The following is a 20,426-nucleotide window of genomic DNA, read 5'->3' as shown; positions in this document are numbered from 1 at the left end:
GCGCCGCCGCGCCGCGCCCGCGCGAGATTTCGCGCCCAGCGACAGTTCACGGCCGCGCGGACCCGTGAACTGTCGCCCAGCCCGAAACGTCACCACACACGGACGGGAGGCGCGGTGCCAGCCCGCACCGCGCCTCCCGTCCGACCGTGCTCGCGCCCATCCCGTGGTCGCGCGTCCCGAGACTCGGCCGGGCGGACGAGATGCGGGCCGCTGGGCCGCGAAACTGTCCGCCGAGCCGAGACTCGGCGAGACCGCCGCCGCGCCGCGCGCGCCGCGCTACGCGCGCGCCAGCAGCCCCAGCATGTCGACCACCCGGTTCGAGAACCCCCACTCGTTGTCGTACCAGGCGACCACCTTCACGTGCCGCCCCTCGTCGACACGGGTGAGCAGCGAGTCGAACACGCTCGACTCCGGCCGCCCCGTGATGTCCGTCGACACGAGGGGGTCCGCCGTGAACGCCAGCACGCCCGCGAGCGGCCCCGCGGCGGCAGCACGGTAGGCCTCGTTGACCTCCTCGACGGTGACGTCGCGCGACACCACGGTGTTCAGCTCGACGATCGACCCCACCGGCACCGGCACCCGGATCGCGTCACCCGACAGCTTGCCGTCGAGCCGCGGCAGCACGAGCCCGATGGCCTTGGCAGCCCCGGTCGACGTCGGCACGATGTTCACCCCCGCGGCACGCGCCCGACGCAGGTCGCGGTGCGGACCGTCCTGCAGGTTCTGCTCCTGCGTGTAGGCGTGCACGGTCGTCATGAACCCGTGCTCGATGCCCGCGAGGTCGTCGAGCACCGACGCCAGCGGCGCGAGCGCGTTCGTCGTGCACGAGGCGTTCGAGACGACGGTGTGCACCGCCGGGTCGTACACGTCGGAGTTCACGCCGTACGCGATGGTGGCGTCCGCGCCGGTGGCTGGCGCGCTGATGAGGACGCGGCGGGCTCCGGCGGTCAGGTGTCCCGCCGCTGCGTCGCGCGCGGTGAACCGGCCGGTCGACTCGAGCACGACCTCGATGCCGAGGTCGCCCCACGGGAGCTCGGCCGGCTCACGCGACGCGAGGACGCGGATGCGCCGTCCGTCGATGACGAGGGTGTCTCCGTCGACCTCGACGGTCCCGGCGAACGGGCCGAGCGCGGAGTCGTACCGGAACAGGTGGGCGAGCGTCTCGGGTGCGGTGAGGTCGTTGACGGCGACGACCTCGAGGTCGTCGCCTCCCCGGGCGAGGAGCGCGCGGAGGGTGTTGCGTCCGATGCGGCCGAAGCCGTTGATCGCGATGCGGGTCATGTGGACTTCCTTTCGTTCCGCGGTCCATGCTCACGGCCCGGGAGGCGCGGCTCCAGTGGCTGGGAAGCCAGCGTTCGAAAGGATCTCGCCACCACCGCGGCGACGCGGTCAGTCCTGGAAGGTCCGCCGGTACTCGGTCGGCGAGGTCCCGAGGATCCGACGGAAGTGCGTCCGCAGGTTGGCGTCCGACCCGAGCCCCGCCCGCTCGGCGACCTGGTCGACGGCGAGGTCCGAGCGCTCGAGCAGCTCCCGTGCGAGGTCGACCCGAGCCCGGAGCACCCACTGCATCGGCGTGTACCCGGTGTCCTCGACGAAGCGCCGCGAGAACGTCCGCGGCGAGACCGTCGCGTTCCGGGCGAGGACCTCGAGCGTCAGCGGGTCGGCGAGGTGCCGGAGCGCCCACTCCCGCGTCTCGGCGAAGACGTCTCCGAGGGGCTCGGGCATGCTCCGCGGGACGTACTGCGCCTGCCCGCCGCTCCGGTACGGGGCACTCACGAGCCGCCGTGCGACGTGGTTCGACAGCCCGACCCCGTGGTCCTGCCGGACGATGTGCAGGCACAGGTCGATCCCGCTCGCCGCTCCCGCACTCGTCAGGACCGACCCGGCGTCGACGAACAGCACGTCCTCGTCCACGTCGACCTCGGGGTACCGGTCGCGGAGCACCCGCGTGTAGTGCCAGTGCGTGGTCGCACGGCGGCCGTCGAGCAGTCCGGCGGCGGCCAGGGCGAACGCCCCGGTGGAGATCGCCGCGATCCGGACGCCCCGCTCGTGCGCCTGCCCGAGCGCCGCCACCACGTCTGCCGGGGGTGGCGTGTCCGCGGGGAACCGGTACCCGGGCACGAAGACCGTCTCGGCCCACTCGAGGGCGTCCAGCCCGTGGTCGACCGCGTACGCGAGGCCGTCTCCCCCGGCGATGCGTCCCACGCGGGGGCCGCACACCCGGACCTCGTACGGCATGCTCGGGCGGTTCGAGAAGACCTGCGCCGGGATCCCGACGTCGAGCGGCTTCGCCCCGTCGAGCACGAGGACCGCGACGCGGTGCAGGTGGGGCGTGGCCATGCAGCGACGCTAGCGCCCTCCGGGGACGTCAGGCGTCGCGGATCGCGAGGACCCGGTGCGGTGCCGCCCGCTCCGCCCGCCACCCGGTGGGCAGGACGTCCTGGAGTTCCGGCAGCGTGAAGCTCCGCCGGATCGAGCGCAACCCGTCGACCCGCACGAAGGTGCCGGCCGCGACCAACGTCGAACCGACCGCGTACGCCCGGTAGGCCGAGCGCGACCGCCGGATGTCCGAGTGCAGGCTGCGGCTCGTCGCCAGCTGTTCGGAGTCCGCGAGGAACCCACGCCGCCCCTCGTCGCCGAGGTGGTGCAGCACGTGGTTCGACACGACGACGTCGAACCGCTCCCCCGCGGCGATGAGCTCGGCGCTCGACTGCTGCCGGAAGGTGACGCCGCGCGGGGTGGAGCGGGTCGCCGCGTCGATCGCCCGCGCGTCCGGGTCGGCCCCGACGACCTCGACGTCGAACCCGTCGGCGGCAGCCCACCGGACGAGCGCCCGCGCGAGGTCGCCGCCGCCGCACCCGAGGTCGAGCACGCGTCCCCGCCCGTTCGCGGGGAGCGCCGGCGCGACGTGCGTCCGCCACGCGGAGCGCCAGCCGCTCACGAGTGCGTTCACCACGGCGAAGCGCCGGAACGTCCGCGCGAGCGCGCGCGGGTCGCAGTCCGGGTCGTCCATGAGTTCGTGGAGGTCCAGTGCGCGCGTGGTCAGGTCGACGGCCGGGAGGCGCGGGTCGATCCCCTCGGTGCGGCTCACGAGACGCCCGTGGTCGCCGTCTCGACCGCGTGGTCGCGGGTCGCTGCGGTCGCCGCCTTGGCCGGTTCGTCCTGCTCGCGGGTCGGGATCGACGGTCGCGTGCTGCCGACGGCGGTGAGTCGGGCGGCCTCGACCGTCAGGCCTGGCCCGAACGCGAGCGCGATGACGGGGGCACCGTCGTCGATGCCGTCGTCGAGCACCTGGCGGAGCACGAAGAGCACCGTGGCACTCGAGACGTTCCCGTGGTCGCGGAGGACGGCACGGCTCGCCGCGAGGGCGGCGTCCGGCAGCCCGAGGGCGACCTGCGTCCGGTCGAGGATCGCGCGACCTCCGGGGTGCACGGCCCAGGTCGGGACGTCGACGGCGGCGGAGCCCACGGCGGACAGCAGCGGTGCGACGGCCTCGGCGACCGTGGCGCCGACGAGCTTCGGGACGGCCGTGCTGAGCACCATCTCGAAACCCTCGTCGCCGATGTTCCACGCCATCTCGGACGCACCCTCGGGCACGACCGTCGTCGCGAAGTCGTCCAGGCGGAGGCCAGGGCCGTCGGCGGTGACCACAGCGGCCGCCGCACCGTCCCCGAAGACGCTGTTGGCGACGATCTGGTCCGGGTCGTCGCTCGCCCGGACGTGCAGCGTGCAGAGCTCGGCGCAGACGACGAGCACCACGGCGGACGGCACGGACTCGGCGAACGCCGCAGCGATGCGGAGCGCCGGGAACGCCGCGCAGCACCCCATGAACCCGATGTGCTGGCGGAAGACCGTGCGTGGGATGCCGAGTTCGGTGACGACGTCGAGGTCGGGGCCGGGCTGGGTGAACCCTGTGCACGAGACGGTCACCACGTGCGTGATCGACTCGGGTGTCACACCCGCGCGGTCCACGGCGTCGCGGGCGGCCGCCACGAACAGGGCCGGGGCGAGCTCGCGGTACCGGTCGTTCCGGGTGCCGGTCGACGGGGACCGCAGCACGCCGTGGTCGTCGCGGAAGGCACCGGACGGCCGCGTGCTGTCGAGTTCCTCGAGCACCGTGTGCCGGTGCTCCACGGCGGAGGCGTCGAACGCGGCGGGGACGAGCCGCCTGCCGAGCCGGCCCAGGTCGGGCTGCGACGCGAAGAGGTCGCGCACCGCAGCCTGCTCGAGTGTCGTCTCGGGGACGGCGGTACCGATGGCGCGGATCGTTGCGGACACGACTCATCCTGTCACCGGGTCGCTGACGCGTCCCCAGGATCGACGGGAGGCGCGGTGCCAGCTGGCACCGCGCCTCCCGTCGATCGTTCGGTCCGGACTACGACTGCTGCGCGCGCTCCAGCACCAGCTCGCGGACGCGGGCGGCGTCCGCCTGGCCCTGCATGGCCTTCATGACGGCACCGATGATGGCGCCGGCGGCCTGGACCTTGCCGTCCTTGATCTTGGCGAGGACGTCGGGCTGTGCGGCGAGCGCCTGGTCGACCGCGGCGGTGAGCGCCGAGTCGTCCGACACGACCTTGAGCCCACGCGACTCGACGACCTGCGACGGCGACCCTTCGCCGGCGATGACGCCTTCGAGGACCTGGCGTGCCAGGCGGTCGGTCAGGTCACCGGACTCGACGAGGGCGATGAGCTCGGCGACGTGCTGCGGCGAGACGAGGTCACCGGGGGCGGCGTCCCGCGTGTTCGCGACACGGCTGATCTCACCCGTCCACCACTTGCGGGCGGCCTGCGGTGCGGCACCGGCGGCGACGGTCCCCTCGAGTTCGTCGAGCAGCCCGCCGTTCACGACGTCCTGGAACTCGAGGTCGGTGAACCCCCAGTCGCCCTTGAGCCGACGGCGTCGTGCCACCGGGGCCTCGGGCAGGGAGGCGCGGAGCTCCTCGATCACGGCCGGGTCCGGCACGACCGGGAGCAGGTCGGGCTCCGGGAAGTAGCGGTAGTCGTCGGCGTCGGACTTCGGACGGCCGGCCGAGGTGCGACCGGTGTCCTCGTGCCAGTGCCGGGTCTCCTGCGTGATCGAGCCACCGGCGGCGAGGATCGCGGCCTGGCGCTGGATCTCGTAGCGGATGGCCCGCTCGACGGCCCGGAACGAGTTGACGTTCTTCGTCTCCGTACGTGTGCCGAGCTTCTCCTGCCCGCGGGGACGCAGCGAGATGTTCGCGTCGCAACGGAGGTTGCCGCGTTCCATGCGGGCCTCGGAGACGCCGAGCGCCCGGACGAGGTCACGGATGACCTGCACGTACGCCGCACCGAGTTCGGGTGCGCGCTCCTCGGCACCGAAGATCGGCTTCGTGACGATCTCGACGAGCGGGACCCCGGCGCGGTTGTAGTCGACGAGCGAGTACTCGGCACCCTGGATGCGGCCCGTGGCACCGCCGACGTGCGTCAGCTTGCCGGCGTCCTCTTCCATGTGGGCGCGCTCGATCGGCACGGTGAAGATGGTGCCGTCGGCGAGCTCGACCTCGACCTCACCCTCGTACGCGATCGGCTCGTCGTACTGCGAGATCTGGTAGTTCTTCGGGTTGTCCGGGTAGTAGTAGTTCTTCCGGGCGAACCGCGAGGACTCGGCGATCGAGCAGCCGAGCGCGAGCCCGAGCTGGATCGAGTACCGCACGGCCTGCGCGTTGACGACCGGCAGCGACCCGGGGAGCCCGAGGTCGACCGGCGTCACGTTCGTGTTCGGCTCGCCACCGAAGAAGTTCGGCGCGTCCGAGAACATCTTGGTCTTCGTCGCGAGCTCGACGTGGACCTCGAACCCGAGGACCGGCTCGTACAGCCGGAGTGCCTCGTCGAAGTCCATCAGCGCGTCCTTCTGCGCCATCAGATCACACCTTCCTGCGCAGCGGACTGCTGACTCTGGTCGAGGTCCGGGATGCTGTCGATGAGCGGGCGGCCCCACTGCTGCTCGAGCAGGCGTTCGAGGGCGGCGCCGTACCGGTAGAGCCGGGCGTCCTCGCGCTGCGGTGCCATGAGCTGCACGCCCGTGGGGAGCGAGTCCTCGGGAGCGAGGCCGTTCGGGATGCTCATGCCCGGGACGCCGGCGAGGTTCGCCGGGATCGTCGTCAGGTCGTTGAGGTACATCGCCAGCGGGTCGTCGATGCGCTCACCGATCGGGAACGCGGTCGTCGGGGCCGACGGGCTGACCAGCAGGTCGACCTGCTCGAACGCGGCCTGGAAGTCGCGCTGCACGAGGGTGCGGACCTTCTGCGCCGACCCGTAGTAGGCGTCGTAGTAGCCGGCGCTCAGCGCGTAGGTGCCGAGGATGATGCGGCGCTTCACCTCGGGACCGAAACCGGCCTCGCGCGTGGCGGCCATGACGTCCTCGACGGTGGCACCGTTCTCGGGCGTCACGCGGAGCCCGAAGCGCACGGAGTCGAACTTCGCGAGGTTCGACGACGCCTCGGCCGGGAGGATCAGGTAGTACGCGCTGATCGCGTAGGCGAACGACGGGGCGTCGATCTCGACGACGACCGCACCGGCCGACTCGAGCAGGGCGACCGTCTCGTGGAAGCGCTGGGTGACGCCCGCCTGGAAGCCCTCGCCACCGGCGAGCTCCTTCACCACGCCGACGCGCAGGCCGCGCAGCGTGTCCGCCTGCAGACCCTCGCGCGCAGCGGCCGCCATCGACGGCCAGGCGTCGGGGATGCTCGTGGAGTCACGCGGGTCGTGCCCGCCGATGACGTCGTGCAGCAGCGCGGCGTCGAGGACGGTGCGCGACACCGGGCCGACCTGGTCGAGGCTGGAGGCCAGGGCGATCGCGCCGTAGCGGCTCACCCCGCCGTAGGTCGGCTTCACGCCGACGGTTCCGGTGACGGCGCCCGGCTGACGGATCGAGCCGCCGGTGTCCGAGCCGAGGGCGAGCGGTGCCTCGTGCGCGGCGACCGCGGCGGCCGAACCACCACCGGAGCCACCGGGGATCCGGTCGAGGTCCCACGGGTTGTGCGTCGGGCCGTACGCCGAGAACTCGGTCGTCGAGCCCATCGCGAACTCGTCCATGTTCGTCTTGCCGAGCGGCACGAGGCCGGCGGCACGGAGCTTCGCGACCGGGGTGGCGTCGTACGGCGGCACCCAGCCTTCGAGGATCTTCGAGCCGGACGTCGTGGGCATGTCCTGCGTGCACAGGACGTCCTTGATCGCGATCGGCACGCCGGCGAGCGGACCGAGGTCGTCACCGGCGGCACGGCGGGAGTCGATCGACTTCGCCGCGGCGATCGCGTTCTGGTTGACGTGGAGGAAGGCGTGGACGTCGCCGTCCACCGCCTGGATGCGGTCGAGGTGCGCCTGGGTGGCCTCGACGCTCGAGACGTCGCGCGCCACGAGGGCGTCGGCGAGCGCCGCGGCGCTCAGCTTCGTGATGTCGGTCACTGCTCTTCTCCCAGGATGGCCGTCACGCGGAACCGTTCGCCGTCGGAGTCGGGTGCGCCCGAGAGCGCTTGCTCCTGCGTGAGGGTCGGACCGACCACGTCGGCTCGGGTGACGTTGCCGAGCGGCACGGGGTGGCTGGTCGCCGGGACGTCCGGGGTGGCGACCTCGGTGACCTTGGCGACGCTGTCGACGATGTGCGACAGCTCCCCCGTGAGCTTCTCGATCTCTTCGGGCGTGAGTGCGATACGTGCGAGGTTCGCCAGGTGGGCGACCTGCTCGCTCGTGATGTCAGGCATGGTGCTCCGTCGATCGGTTCGTGGATTGCGCACCAGTCTATTGGTGCCTCAGTGGCCCTTCTGCTTCCCCTGCGGCTTCTGTGGAGACTGCTGCGCCGGCTGCTGCTGTCCCGTCTGCTGACCCTGCTGCTGCGTCGCCGCCGCGTCGCCCTGGGACGCGCCCGACGATCCGTTCGACGACGTGTGACTGGCCTGACCGATCATCGCCGGGTCCGCAGCCGGCAGCGTGCCACCGCCGACGGTCTGGTCGAGGTACGACATCATCGACTTGCCGACGCCGAACTTCGCGCTGTACCCGGTGGTCCCCTGCAGGAACGGCCAGTTCGCCAGGCTCACGTTGCCCTGGACGTTGCCGATCCAGGTCGCGTTCGTGTACTTCGTGCTCGACGCGACGAGCCAGTTCTGCACGTCACCGTCGGTGGTGCCGGTCTTCGCGAACTTCGGGGTGCTGTCGCCGGGGTTGGCGCTCGCGGCGGTGCCGGACCCGGTGAGGACGCCCTGCAACGCGTAGTCGACCGTCCCGGCCACGTCGGCAGCGACACCCTGCGTGCAGGACGACGGCGTCGGGGTGATCTTCGTGCCGTCCGACTCGGTGACGGAGTCGATGGCGGTCGGCGTGCAGACGACGCCGCCGTTCGCGAAGCCCGCGTAGGCCTCGGCGAGGTCGATCGGGGACAGGTTGTTCACGCCGAGGATCGACGACGGGGTCTGTCCGAGCGCGCCGCCGGCCGCCGGGTGGATGCCCATCGACTGGGCGAGCTGCGCGATCTTGCACAGGTCGAGCTGCTTGCCCATCGCGGCGTAGGCGGTGTTGATCGACTCCGAGGTCGCGGCCTGCACGGTCATCGACGACGGCACGTTCTCGGCGTTCGACACCGGCCAGGTCCCGCCGCTGACGTTCTGGCAGGTGTTCGTGAACTCCGAGTTCTGGAACGTGTGCTCGGTCGTCGACACCGACTGCGAGAGCGTGTGCCCGGCGGCGAGCCACTCGGCGAGCGTGAACACCTTGTACGTCGAGCCCGTCTGGAACCCGCCCGAGTTGCCGTACCCGCTGTCGGCGCTGTAGTTCACCGCGGTCGACCCGGCCGTCGAGGTGTCGCCCTGCGTGTACTGCGTGTTCTGCACCATCGAGAGGATCCGGCCGGTTCCCGGCTCCACGGTGACGTTCGAGCCGCCGACGTCGACGCCGGCCATCGTCGACGGGACGTAGGTCGACAGCGCGGTCTGCGCCCGGGACTGCAGGTCGAGGTCGAGCGAGGTGTGGATCTCGAGGCCCTTGGTGTCGAGCGTCGCGATGCGCTCGGCGGCCGTCTTGCCGAACGCCGGGTCCTGCAGCACCTGGTCGCGCACGTAGTCGCAGAAGTAGCCGGCGTCGTACCCGGTCGCGGCCGAGGAGCAGCCGTTCGCCGTGGCGGTGATCTTCGGCGTGACCGGTGTCGCCTTCGCCTGCTCGAGCTGCGCCTTCGTGATGTCGTGGTGGACGTACATGCGCTGCAGCACGTAGTCGCGGCGTTCCTTGGTGGCGGCGTAGCCGTTCTTCGCGCCGTTGTCGGCGTTCGACGGCTGGTCGATGCGCAGGTTCGACGGGTTGTTGAGGATCGCGACGAGGGTGGCCGACTGGACGAGCGAGAGGTCCTTCGCGTGCACGCCGAAGTAGTACTCGGCACCGGCCTCGGCGCCGTACACGCGGCCGCCGAGCCCGACGAGGTTCAGGTACCCGGTGAGGATCTGGTCCTTCGAGTACTTCTTGTTCACGGCGATCGCGTACCGCATCTCTTGGAGCTTGCGCTGCGGGGTCACCCCGGCGGCGTCCTCGTAGCACGCGGCGACCTTCTTCGCGGTGTCCGCGGCGTCCTTGCCCGTGAGCTCCTCGCACTGCTGCACGAGGACGTTCTTCACGTACTGCTGGGTGATGCTCGACCCGCCCTGCACGTCACCGCCGACGACCGTCGCCGCCGCACCGCGGAGCGTGCCGACGACGTCGATGCCGCCCTCGTCGTAGAAGCGGGGGTCCTCGGTGTCGATCGCCGCCTGCTTGAGCGTCTTCGCCATCGCCCCGGACGCCACGGTCGTGCGGTTCTCGGCGTAGAACGAGGCGATCTTGACCTGCTGTCCGCCCTTCTCCGCGTAGACGGAGGAGACCTGCTGCGGCGTCTGGATGTCGAGGTAGCTCGGCAGGTCCTCGAAGAAGGACACCGCCCCGGACGTGCTCTCGCCCGCGACGGCGACCCCCGGCGTGACCGCCACGGCGACGAGCATGCCGGCCAGCGCCGACATCGCGACGAACGTCAGGAGAGCACCAGGCCATCGCACCACACGCATGCAGGGCACCGTACGGTCACGATCTGGACTGGTTCTGCCGTGGAACGAGTCCACGCTGCACCGCCGCTCAGGTTCCCACCCAGGATCAGTCGCGGGGCTGGAGGTCCTGCGGTCGGACGAGGTACATGTCCGGCGACGCCTGCGGCAGCCCGTCGCCACCGCGCTCACCGCGCCGGACCTGCTCGCGGACGAGATCCCCGCGGCCGACGGCGATGAGCGCCACGTCGTGCAGCGACGCCGTCCCCGGCTTGAGGTAGTCGTTGTGCCCGACCGGTCGGCGGAACACCTCGCCGGCCTCCTGCACGTCGACGCCGCCGGTCAGGTCGAGCACGGTCGAGCCGAACCCCGCCGAACCGGGATCGGTGCCGAAGTACCCGGAGCCGGCGATCGGGTCGCTGTGCGCGTCCCCGACGAACACCTGCCCGGCACTGACGGCCAGGTCGGCCGAGGTGCGCACGTCGCTCCCCGGCGAGCCCAGGACCGTCAGGGTGTCCGCGCTCATCTCCCCCGAGGCCAGTGCCATGAGCGCCGCGGTCGACCCGTACGAGTGGGCGACGATGTTCACCCGCGGTTCTTCGCCGTCGCGGATCTCCCGGAGCCCGCCGACCGTCCGGGCGAGGCGCTCCCCGCCCGTCTTGGCCATGCCGAGCGACATGATGTTCGACAGGTCCGGCGTGCGGTAGCCCATCCACGCCACGACGGCGACGCCGTTGCCCGAGCCGGGCGCGGCCAGACCGGCCACGGTCGCCTGCTCGGTGTAGAGGTCGTTCGCGGTGTTCGTGAAGTCCGCCATCTGGCCGGTCACGGTGAAGAACATGCCGGGGACGACGACCGTGACGTCGGCGGCGGTGTCCAGGTCCCCGACGGCGATGGCCGCGCGCCCGGCCCCTCGCGTGTCGAGCGTGATGAGGTACCGGTCCGGTGCACCGACCTCGTGCACGAGCGCGTCGCGGACCTGGCCGAGCATCGCGGTCACGGCGGCCGCGGCCGAGTGGTCGGCGAGACCCGTGGCGAGGACCGCCCGGTTCGCACGGTCGCGGACCGCGTAGGGCACGCCCTCGAGGTTCCCGACGACGGACGGCGCGAGGGTCGTCAGGGTGTCGCGCTCGTCGTCCGTGAGTCCGGACCACCAGGCGGTGACCTCGGCGGCGGTCGGCGGGTCGTCCTCGGCGGTCGCGAGCACGTGACGGTCCTGCCCGGCACGGAGGAGGTCCGCGCCGCTGAGCGACGACAGGTCGGTGAGGAACGCCCGCCCGTGCTCGACGGTGACCCCACCCGCCGCCGACGGCCCGGACACGGACACCGACGCGGTCAGGTGTACCCCGGTCATGACCGGTCGGGGTACTGAGGCACCCTCAGGGACCCGCGCGATCGCGTGCACGACGGCCACGGAGGGGGTGGCGGGCGCGACTGGGGCCTCGACCACTCCGAGCGAGTGCATCGAGGCGGTGAGCAGAGCCGCGGCGATGAGCAGCAATCGGGTCTCCCCCGGGAAGGCCGTCCCGTCGACTCCCTGCAGACGACGGGTGATGCTCTATCGAGTGTAAGGAGAATAGCCTTCCCGAGGACGTGCGCGTTGCAACTTGTCCCCCGAACTGGGTGGACACACAGGCGCGCCGTACCGCACCGACCGACGCCGGACGTGCTCCTGAGTCAGACTCAGTCCTCGATTTCGTCCCCGGCCGCGTCGCCGAGCGCCGCCGGTCCCTCGGTCACCAGCAGGCGGAACTGCTCGGCGTCGATGATCCGGACCCCGAGCTGTTCGGCCTTGGTGAGCTTCGAACCGGCACCGGGACCGGCCGCGACGAAGTCCGTCTTCTTGCTCACGCTCGAGGCCGCCTTGCCGCCCGCGGCGATGATCGCCTCCTGCGCACCCTCGCGGCTGTACCCCTCGAGGGAGCCGGTCGCCACGACGGTCAGCCCGCTGAGCACGCCGCCTTCTACGTCCGCGGCGCCCGGTCCGGGGTGCCCGGGCGTGGTGAACTGCACGCCCGCCGCCGTCCAGCGGTCGATGATGTCGCGGTGCCAGTCGACCTCGAACCAGTCGAGCAGGGCGTCGGCGATGATCCCGCCGACACCGTCCACCGCGGCGAGTTCCTCGCGCGAGGCGGCCCGGATGGCGTCGAGAGACCCGAAGTGGTTCGCGAGCGCGCGGGCTGCCACCGGCCCGACGTGCCGGATGCTCAGGCCGACCATGATCCGCCAGAGCGGCTTCGTCTTGGCGGCGTCGATGTTCGCCAGCATCTCGAACGCGTTCTTCGACGGGTACCGGCTCGGTTCGCCCGTGTAGTCCGCTCCCCGTGCGTCGGGGTCGAACGGCGGGTCGGTCTTCTTGCGCGCCCGGCTGAACGGCGTCACCCGCTTCGGCGCACCGTCGTCGGTGGTCTTCTCCATGCCGGTCTCGGCGTCACGGACGATGACCTCGATCGGGACGATGTCCTCCATCGTCAGGTCGAACAGGCCGGCCTCGGTCTCGAGCGGGGGCTGCTCGGGGTGGAGCGGCTGCGTCAGGGCCGCCGCAGCGACCTCGCCCAGCCCCTCGATGTCGAGCGAGCCACGGGAGGCGATGTGCTCGACCCGGCCGCGCACCTGCGCCGGGCAGCTCTTCGCGTTCGGGCAGCGGAGGTCGATGTCGCCTTCCTTCGCGGGGGCGAGGGGCGTGCCGCACTCGGGGCAGTTCGTCGGCATGACGAACTCGCGCTCGCTGCCGTCGCGGAGTTCGACGACCGGACCGAGCACTTCGGGGATGACGTCGCCCGCCTTCCGGAGCACCACGGTGTCCCCGATGAGGACGCCCTTCGCCTTGACGACCTGCTGGTTGTGCAGGGTCGCCTGCCGCACGACCGACCCGGCGACCTCGGCCGGGGCCATCACCGCGAAGGGCGTGGCGCGACCGGTCCGACCGACGCTGACGACCACGTCGAGGAGCGTCGTGTGGACCTCTTCCGGCGGGTACTTGTACGCGATCGCCCACCGCGGGGCGCGCGACGTCGACCCGAGTTCCTCGTGCAGGGCGAGGTCGTCGACCTTGATCACGATGCCGTCGATCTGGTGCTCGACCGACGCCCGTCGCTCGCCGTAGTCCTTGACGAAGGTCAGCACCTCGTCGATGGAGTCGAAGACCCGGTAGTGCGAACTCGTCGGCAGGCCCCACGTCTGCAGGAGCTCGTACACCTCGGACTGCGCGCGGACGTCGGTGTCGCGTTCGAGTTCGCGGACGGGCCACGCGCCGATGCCGTGCACGAGCATGCGCAGCCGACGGAGCCGGTCCACCATGAGCTCGCGCTTCGCCTCGGACTTGCCCTCCTCCTTCTGGCGGAGGGATCCGGCTGCCGCGTTGCGCGGGTTCGCGAAGACCCGCTCCCCCGCGTCGCGCTGCTTGGCGTTCAGTTCGTCGAACTGCTCGACCGGGAAGAAGATCTCGCCACGGACCTCGACGAGGGGCGGGTGCCCGGAACCGGACAGGCGGTCCGGGATCGTGCCCATCGTGCGGACGTTGCCGGTGACGTCCTCGCCGACGACGCCGTCACCGCGCGTCGCGGCCGACACGAGCCGACCGTTCTCGTACCGGAGGTTGATCGCGAGCCCGTCGATCTTCAGCTCGGTGAGGAACCGGACGCGCTCGGCACCGGCGTCCCGCTGCACCTTGACCGCCCAGTCGACGAGTTCGTCCGGGCTGAAGACGTTGTCGAGGCTGAGCATCCGCTCGGCGTGCTCGACCGGCGCGAACTGCACGGTCTGCGCCTGGCCGCCCACGGTCTGGGTCGGGCTGTCCTCGGTGAGGAGTTCCGGGAAGCGCTGCTCGATCGCGTCGAGGCGGTGGACGAGACCGTCGTACTCGCCGTCCGCGACCGTCGACCCGTTCTCGTCGTAGTACGCGTGCCGGAGCTCGTTGATGCTGGACCGGAGCCGGTCGACCTCACGCTGCGCCTGCGCCGCGTCGAGTGCGGCGGGGTCGATCGTCTCGAACGTCGAGTCCGCGGGCGTCGTGTCGCTCATGCCCTCAGTTCTACCGGCAACCACCGACCGGACGCGCAGCCGACGGGCAACCCGGGAGCGCCGCGCGGTCAGACGGAGGCGGGCACCGCCGACACCGTCGCGTCGATCGTGCACTGCCCGAGCACCCGGGTGCCGACGTACACGACCGCGGTCTGCCCCGGCGCGACGCCCGAGAGCGGCTCGTCGACGTCGATGACCAGCTGGCCGTCGGTCACCCGTGCGGTCGCGGGCACCGGGTCGGCGTGCGCCCGGATCTGCACGTCGCAGGCGAACGGCGTGGACGGGTCGGCCGGCGCGGTGCCGGCCCAGGTGAAGCGCGACCCGGACATCGAGGTCACGTCGAGCGCCTCCTTCGGGCCGACCACGACGGTGTTCTCCTTCGGGCGGATCTCGAGCACGAACCGCGGCTTGCCGTCCGGTGCCGGTCGACCGAGGTGCAGCCCGCGCCGCTGTCCGACCGTGTACCCGGTCGCCCCGTCGTGCGCACCGACGACCGTGCCGTCCCGCTCGACGACGTCGCCGGGGGCCGTGCCGACGCGGTCCGCCAGCCAGCCCCGGGTGTCGCCGTCCGGGATGAAGCAGATGTCGTAGGAGTCGGGCTTCTGCGCCACGGTGAGGCCCCGCGCTGCCGCCTCGGCCCGGACCTCGTCCTTCGAGGGCGTCGCTCCGAGCGGGAACATCGCGTGCTGGAGCTGCTCGGCGGTCAGGACGCCGAGGACGTACGACTGGTCCTTCGCCCACGCCGCCGAGCGGTGCAGCTCGCGCGCCCCGTCCGGACCGGTGACGATCGAGGCGTAGTGCCCGGTGCAGACGGCGTCGAACCCGAGGGCGAGCGCCTTCTCGAGCAGCGCCGCGAACTTGATCCGCTCGTTGCAGCGCATGCAGGGGTTCGGCGTGCGGCCGGCCTGGTACTCGGCCACGAAGTCGTCGACGACGTCCTCCTTGAACCGGGCCGAGAAGTCCCACACGTAGTACGGGATGCCGAGCGCGGACGCGGCGCGCTGGGCGTCCATCGAGTCCTCGATCGTGCAGCAGCCTCGGCTGCCGGTGCGCAGGGTCCCGGGCATGCGGCTCAGCGCCAGGTGCACACCGACCACGTCGTGCCCGGCGTCGACCGCCCGGGCTGCGGCCACCGCCGAGTCGACCCCACCGCTCATCGCCGCCAGAACTCGCATGGCTCCAGGGTAACCCGCCGACGAAGCGGTACCGCGGGCGTACCGTTGTCCGAGCGATGACCTCCGAGACCCCTGCCTTCGACTTCCGGTCGGTCCTGCTGTCCGGGTTCCTGCCCGCAGCGCTCTTCGCGATCGGCGAGGGCGCGATCATCCCGATCATCCCGATCGCGGCGAGCTCCCTCGGCGCGAGCCTGGCGTTCGCGGGCTTCGTCGCGGCGCTCATCCTCGTGGGCGAGCTCATCGGGGACGTGCCGTCCGGGGTGGTGGTCGCCCGCATCGGGGAGCGCAACGCGATGATCGGCGCGGCGGTCGTCTCCGTCGTCGGGCTCCTGGTGTGCACGGCCGCCCCGAACGCCTGGGTCCTCGCGCTCGGGGTGTTCCTCGTCGGTGTCTCCACCGCCGTCTTCGCGCTCGCCCGGCACGCGTACATGACGACCGCGATCCCCCTCCACATCCGGGCACGGGCGCTGTCGAGCCTCGGTGGCGTGTTCCGCTTCGGCTACTTCGTCGGACCGTTCATCGCCGCCGGTGTCGTGCACCTGACGGGCACCACGCAGAGCGCGTTCTGGATCCACATCGTCTGCTGCCTCCTGGCGGCCGTGACGCTCCTCGTCCTGCGCGACCCCGCGACGGGCGCACGCGGCTTCCGCAGGCCGAGCCGCGCCTCCCGGCCCACGACGGACGACGCGAGGGACAAGACCGACGCGACCACCACGGAGCCGCCCACCGACACCGGTGCGCAGTTCGTCCAAGAGGAAGCGCACGGCCTCTTCCGCACCATCCGCGCGAACCGGGCCGTGCTCCTCCGGCTCGGCAGCGGTGCCGGCCTGATCGGCGCGCTCCGCGCCGGCCGCCAGGTCATCCTGCCGCTCTGGGCGGTCAGCGTCGGGCTCGACGACTCGACCGCAGCGCTCGTCATCGGCATCGCCGGTGCGGTCGACTTCGCGCTCTTCTACACGAGCGGGCAGATCATGGACCGGTGGGGCCGCCTGGCGAGCGCACTCCCCTGCATGGTCGGGCTCAGCATCAGCTACTTCCTGCTCGCGTGGTCCGGACACCTCGACGCCCGGGTGGGCTGGTTCGTCGCGATCGCGATGGGGATGTCGCTCGCGAACGGGGTCGGGTCGGGCATCCTCATGACGCTCGGCGCGGACCTCGCGCCGCGGGACCACCCGGCGCCGTTCCTGGGTGCCTGGAGGTTCACCGGCGACTTCGGGCAAGCCGCTGCACCGCTCCTCATCTCCGGTGTGACCGCCGTCGCGTCGATCGCCGTCGCGAGCGGCGTGATGGGGGTGCTCGGCCTGGTCGGCGCGGGCATCCTGTTGCGGTACGTGCCGCGGTACCTCCCGCGGAAGCTGCGCTGACCGTCCGCCGAACGGCCGGTCGGGGCGGCCCAGGAGGCGCGGATCACGTCCGGCGCGCGGGCGGCGCTCGGTAGACTGCCGCTGCTCGCGGGAGTGGTGGAATCGGTAGACACGCAGGATTTAGGTTCCTGTGCCCCTGGCGTGAGGGTTCGAGTCCCTCCTTCCGCACCAGAAGTTGCGTCCTCACGCATCTCATACCACCGAGGGACGTTGCCGTCATCGGCGGACGGTACCCTCGTCCTGCGGGACGCCTCCCCGTGTCCCCGCCTCCACGACCGGAAGAACCATGCACTCCGTCGCACTCGCCCTGATCCCCTGGCTGGATCCGCAGTACATCCTCGACAACTTCGGGGCCATCGCCGTGTTCGTGGTGTGCGCCATCATCTTCGCCGAGACCGGGCTGCTCGTCGGCTTCATCTTCCCGGGCGACAGCCTGCTCGTGATCACCGGCCTCTTCGCGTTCGACCGCGGTGGCGAGATCGGCGGCATCCCCGTCTGGATCGCCGCGCTCATGATCGCCGCGTCCGCGTTCCTCGGGGGCGAGCTCGGCTACTACATCGGCAAGAAGGCCGGCCCGCCCATCTTCGAGCGCAAGGAGAGCGGGCTGTTCTCCAAGGCGAACGTCGACCGCACCAACGCGTTCTTCCACCGGTTCGGACCCCTCGCGGTGATCCTCGCCCGGTTCGTCCCCGTCGTGCGGACGTTCCTGCCGATCGCCGCCGGTGTGGGCCGGATGAACTACAAGAAGTACTCGCTGTACAACGCGATCGGCGCCGTCGTGTGGGGCGTCGGGGTGACGTTCCTCGGGTACTTCATCGGGCACATCCCGTTCGTCGCGCACATCGTCCGCGAGTACATCGACATCATCCTGCTCGCGGCCGTCGTCGTGACGGTCGTGCCGATGGCGCTGACGTACTTCCGGAACGCGCGCAAGGCGAAGCGCGACGAGGCCGCGGCCGAGGCGGGGACCGAGCCGCAGCGCTGACGGTCCGTCCTGCCGGACAGGAGGCGCGGTGCCGGCTGGCACCGCGCCTCCCGTCCGTCGCGGGCCGTGCCGGCCCGGGCCGGGCCGCCGCCCGCTCCGCTCGGTCCGCTCGCGTCGCCGAGCGGGCGAAATACGTCCCCCTCGGCGCCCCCGCGCGGCACATTCCGCCCGCTCGCCGCACACCCGCCGCGCCGAGCCGCCGCCCGCTCCGCCGAGCGGGCGAAATACGTCCCGCTCGGCGCCTCCTGGCGGCACATTCCGCCCGCTCGCCGCACGCCCGCTGCGCCGAGCCGCCGCCCGCTCCGCCGAGCGGGCGAAAGACGTCCCCGTCGGCGGCTCCCGGCGGCACATTCCGCCCGCTCGCCGCGGGCCCGCGGCTGCGCCGGGCCCTCGCACAACCGAAGACGACCCGAGCCACGTCGCGACGTGGCTCGGGTTGTCTTTGGTTGTGCGGACGCGCAGCCGCCTGCCCGCGCGTCAGACGCCGAAGTACTCCCGCACCACCGGCGCGATCCCGCGGAACGCCTTGCTCCGGTGCGACAACGCGTTCTTCTCCTCGCGCGTCAACTCCGCCGACGTCCGGTCGGCGTCGTCCGGCCGGAAGACCGGGTCGTACCCGTGCCCACCGTCGCCGATGGGCTCGGTCGTGACCTCGCCGTTCCAGACCGCCTCGACCACGTGCTCGGTGCCGTCCGGCGTGACGAACGCCGCGGCGCACACGAACGCCGCCGTGCGCTCGACGACCCCGTCGAGGTTCCGCAGCAGCAGCGCGATGTTGTCCGCGTCGACCCGCGTGCCGGCGTACCGCGCCGAGTGGATGCCGGGAGCACCGTCCAACGCGTCCACGGCGATGCCCGAGTCGTCGGCGAGCGCCGGGAGCCCCGTGTGCGCGACCGCCGCCCGGGCCTTGATGAGGGCGTTCGCGGCGTAGGTGTCCCCGTCCTCGACGGGCTCCGGGCCGTCGTACCCGACGAGCTCGACGCCGTCGCCCAGCGCCGACCCGAGGATCTCGCGCAGCTCGACGACCTTGCCCTGGTTGTGCGTCGCCAGGACCACCGTGCGGGAGGTCACGCGAGCCCCAGCACGGACTTCTGGATCGCCGCGAGGGACTGGTTGCCCGCGAGCCCGAGATCCAGCAGCACGTTGAGCTCGTCGCGGTCGAAGGGTGCGTGCTCGGCGGTCCCCTGCACCTCGATGAACTTGCCCGACCCGGTCGTGACGATGTTCATGTCGGTGTCGGCGGCGGAGTCCTCGGTGTACGCGAGGTCGAGCATCGGCTCGCCCTTGACGATCCCGACGGAGATGGCCTGCACGCTGTCGAGCAGCGGGGTCGCCTTCTTCGCCACGAACCCGCGGTCGCGCCCCCACTCGATCGCGTCCACCATCGCGACGTACGCGCCCGTGATCGACGCCGTGCGGGTGCCGCCGTCGGCCTGGAGCACGTCGCAGTCGATGACGAGCGTGTTCTCGCCGAGACCCTTCGTGTCGACGACCGCGCGGAGCGATCGGCCGATCAGGCGGGAGATCTCGTGCGTGCGCCCGCCGACCTTGCCCTTGATCGACTCGCGCTGCATGCGCTCGTTCGTCGATCGGGGCAGCATCGAGTACTCGGCGGTGACCCAGCCGGTGCCCTTGCCGGCGAGCCACCGCGGGACGCCGTTCGTGAAGGACGCGGTGCAGAGCACCCTGGTGTTGCCGAACGAGATGAGCGCGCTGCCCTCGGCCTGCGTGCTCCACCCCCGCTCGATCGTGACGGGACGGTGGTCGGTCGCGGTGCGGCCGTCGATGCGGAGCGTGTCGCTCATGGGGTCCTTTCGATGCGGGGCAGCGTGATGGCCCCGGTCTGGAGGTGGCCGACGCTGGAGACCTCGGGGCCGAGGAAGCGTCGGGCGAGTCGGATGAAGCCGTTCTTGTCGTCGCCGGTCGCCTCGAACGAGTAGGTCGGCGGCTCGGTGGCAGTGCGTTCGAGCCCGTGCTCGACGAGTCGTCGGTACACGTCGTTGGCGGTCTCCTCGGCGCTGGAGACGAGCGTCACGTCCGGACCCATCACGTACTGGATCGCGGCGGACATGAGCGGGTAGTGGGTGCACCCGAGGACGAGCGTGTCGACGTCGGCTGCGCGGATCGGTGCGAGGTAGCCCGCAGCGACCTCGCGGAGCGCTGGGGAGGAGGTGTCCCCCGCCTCGACGAACTCGACGAAGCGCGGGCATGCCGCGAGGCTCAGACTGATGTCCGACGCGACCGCGAAGGCGTCTTCGTAGGAGCGCGACGCGATGGTGCCGACCGTGCCGATCACGCCGATGCGTCCGGTGCGGGTCTGCTTGACGGCGGCGCGTGCAGCGGGCTGGATGACCTCGACGACGGGGATGCCGTACGCCTGCTCGTACCGTTCGCGGGCGTCGCGGAGCACCGCGGACGAAGCGGTGTTGCACGCGATCACGAGGGCCTTCACACCCTGTTCGACGAGGTCGTCCATCACCTCGAGCGCGTAGCGACGGACGTCCGCGATGGGCTTCGGGCCGTACGGCGAGTGCACGGTGTCGCCCACGTACCGGATGCTCTCGCGCGGCAGCTGGTCGATGATGGCGCGGGCCACCGTGAGTCCGCCGACCCCGCTGTCGAAGACTCCGATCGGTGCATCCGTCACGACACCAGCGTACCGAGCGTGCGAGCCCGCCCGCCCCGCGAGCGGGCGGAACACGCACCGCTCACCGCGCCGACGCGGCACATACCGCCCGCTCGCGGAAGCCGGCCGTCCAGGAGGCGCGCCCCGCCCCCGCCAGGCCGCCCCGCGCCTCCAGGCGGTCGCCCACCCCGCGAGCGGGCGGAACACGCACCGCCCGCTCGCGGGGTGGGCGAC

At 71.8% G+C, this 20,426-nt stretch carries 16 protein-coding genes and 1 tRNA gene; 3 read left to right on the top strand and 14 right to left on the bottom strand.

Translation table 11 applies throughout. The features are described 5' to 3' along the window. Positions 1–276 precede the first annotated feature (276 nt). From gap to mnmA, 11 genes are all read right to left on the bottom strand, one after another. Positions 277–1,281, bottom strand: coding sequence for a type I glyceraldehyde-3-phosphate dehydrogenase (gap, locus tag JSX79_RS14040; protein ID WP_229086733.1), 1,005 nt, complete (start codon positions 1,279–1,281; stop codon positions 277–279). Positions 1,282–1,389: 108 nt separating this feature from the next. After that, the gene (locus JSX79_RS14035) at positions 1,390–2,340 is read right to left on the bottom strand and encodes a GlxA family transcriptional regulator (protein ID WP_071302956.1); all 951 of its coding nucleotides are present in this window, start codon (positions 2,338–2,340) and stop codon (positions 1,390–1,392) included. Between the two features lie 28 nt (positions 2,341–2,368). Continuing rightward, positions 2,369–3,091, bottom strand: a complete 723-nt coding sequence (locus JSX79_RS14030) for a methyltransferase domain-containing protein (protein ID WP_229086732.1) — start codon at positions 3,089–3,091, stop codon at positions 2,369–2,371. Next, positions 3,088–4,278 carry a type III polyketide synthase gene (locus JSX79_RS14025; protein WP_229086731.1) on the bottom strand — a complete coding sequence of 397 codons (1,191 nt, stop codon included), beginning with the start codon at positions 4,276–4,278 and terminating at the stop codon, positions 3,088–3,090. The genes JSX79_RS14030 and JSX79_RS14025 overlap by 4 nt, the downstream gene beginning before the upstream one ends. A gap of 97 nt (positions 4,279–4,375) precedes the next feature. Continuing rightward, positions 4,376–5,881, bottom strand: coding sequence for an Asp-tRNA(Asn)/Glu-tRNA(Gln) amidotransferase subunit GatB (gene gatB, locus JSX79_RS14020; protein ID WP_071295008.1), 1,506 nt, complete (start codon positions 5,879–5,881; stop codon positions 4,376–4,378). Further along, entirely contained in the window at positions 5,881–7,425 is a 1,545-nt protein-coding gene (gene gatA / locus JSX79_RS14015; protein WP_070416659.1) for an Asp-tRNA(Asn)/Glu-tRNA(Gln) amidotransferase subunit GatA, read from the bottom strand. The genes gatB and gatA overlap by 1 nt, the downstream gene beginning before the upstream one ends. After that, complete coding sequence (gene gatC / locus JSX79_RS14010) at positions 7,422–7,721, bottom strand: Asp-tRNA(Asn)/Glu-tRNA(Gln) amidotransferase subunit GatC (protein ID WP_229086730.1); 300 nt, start codon at positions 7,719–7,721, stop codon at positions 7,422–7,424. The genes gatA and gatC overlap by 4 nt, the downstream gene beginning before the upstream one ends. A gap of 48 nt (positions 7,722–7,769) precedes the next feature. Next, positions 7,770–10,043, bottom strand: coding sequence for a transglycosylase domain-containing protein (locus tag JSX79_RS14005; protein ID WP_229086729.1), 2,274 nt, complete (start codon positions 10,041–10,043; stop codon positions 7,770–7,772). Positions 10,044–10,128: 85 nt separating this feature from the next. After that, entirely contained in the window at positions 10,129–11,373 is a 1,245-nt protein-coding gene (locus JSX79_RS14000; RefSeq protein ID WP_229086728.1) for an alpha/beta hydrolase, read from the bottom strand. Between the two features lie 329 nt (positions 11,374–11,702). After that, complete coding sequence (gene ligA, locus JSX79_RS13995) at positions 11,703–14,042, bottom strand: NAD-dependent DNA ligase LigA (protein WP_229086727.1); 2,340 nt, start codon at positions 14,040–14,042, stop codon at positions 11,703–11,705. A 68-nt stretch (positions 14,043–14,110) separates the two neighbouring features. Then, a complete protein-coding gene (mnmA, locus tag JSX79_RS13990) occupies positions 14,111–15,217 on the bottom strand; it encodes a tRNA 2-thiouridine(34) synthase MnmA (protein WP_229086726.1) in 1,107 nt (368 codons plus the stop codon). Between the two features lie 56 nt (positions 15,218–15,273). Here mnmA and JSX79_RS13985 point away from each other — a divergent pair, with 56 nt between their 5' ends. From JSX79_RS13985 to JSX79_RS13975, 3 genes are all read left to right on the top strand, one after another. Then, positions 15,274–16,581 (top strand): MFS transporter, encoded by a 1,308-nt coding sequence (locus JSX79_RS13985; RefSeq protein ID WP_092384158.1) that lies wholly within the window; start codon positions 15,274–15,276, stop codon positions 16,579–16,581. An 87-nt stretch (positions 16,582–16,668) separates the two neighbouring features. Next, positions 16,669–16,752, top strand: a tRNA-Leu gene (locus JSX79_RS13980). 115 nt (positions 16,753–16,867) lie between these two features. Further along, positions 16,868–17,566 (top strand): DedA family protein, encoded by a 699-nt coding sequence (locus JSX79_RS13975; RefSeq protein ID WP_070416665.1) that lies wholly within the window; start codon positions 16,868–16,870, stop codon positions 17,564–17,566. Positions 17,567–18,043: 477 nt separating this feature from the next. Here JSX79_RS13975 and rdgB read toward each other — a convergent pair whose 3' ends face one another. Genes rdgB through murI form a run of 3 tightly spaced genes read right to left on the bottom strand, consistent with a single transcriptional unit; the run spans position 18,044 to position 20,213 of the window. Further along, the gene (gene rdgB / locus JSX79_RS13970) at positions 18,044–18,637 is read right to left on the bottom strand and encodes an RdgB/HAM1 family non-canonical purine NTP pyrophosphatase (RefSeq protein WP_070416666.1); all 594 of its coding nucleotides are present in this window, start codon (positions 18,635–18,637) and stop codon (positions 18,044–18,046) included. Further along, entirely contained in the window at positions 18,634–19,371 is a 738-nt protein-coding gene (gene rph / locus JSX79_RS13965) for a ribonuclease PH (RefSeq protein ID WP_070416667.1), read from the bottom strand. The genes rdgB and rph overlap by 4 nt, the downstream gene beginning before the upstream one ends. Next, positions 19,368–20,213, bottom strand: coding sequence for a glutamate racemase (gene murI, locus JSX79_RS13960; RefSeq protein ID WP_070419170.1), 846 nt, complete (start codon positions 20,211–20,213; stop codon positions 19,368–19,370). The genes rph and murI overlap by 4 nt, the downstream gene beginning before the upstream one ends. Positions 20,214–20,426 lie beyond the last annotated feature (213 nt).

This window comes from Curtobacterium sp. GD1, from assembly GCF_020882855.1.
Lineage (GTDB): Bacteria > Actinomycetota > Actinomycetes > Actinomycetales > Microbacteriaceae > Curtobacterium.
This window is presented reverse-complemented; position numbering and strand designations above follow the sequence as displayed.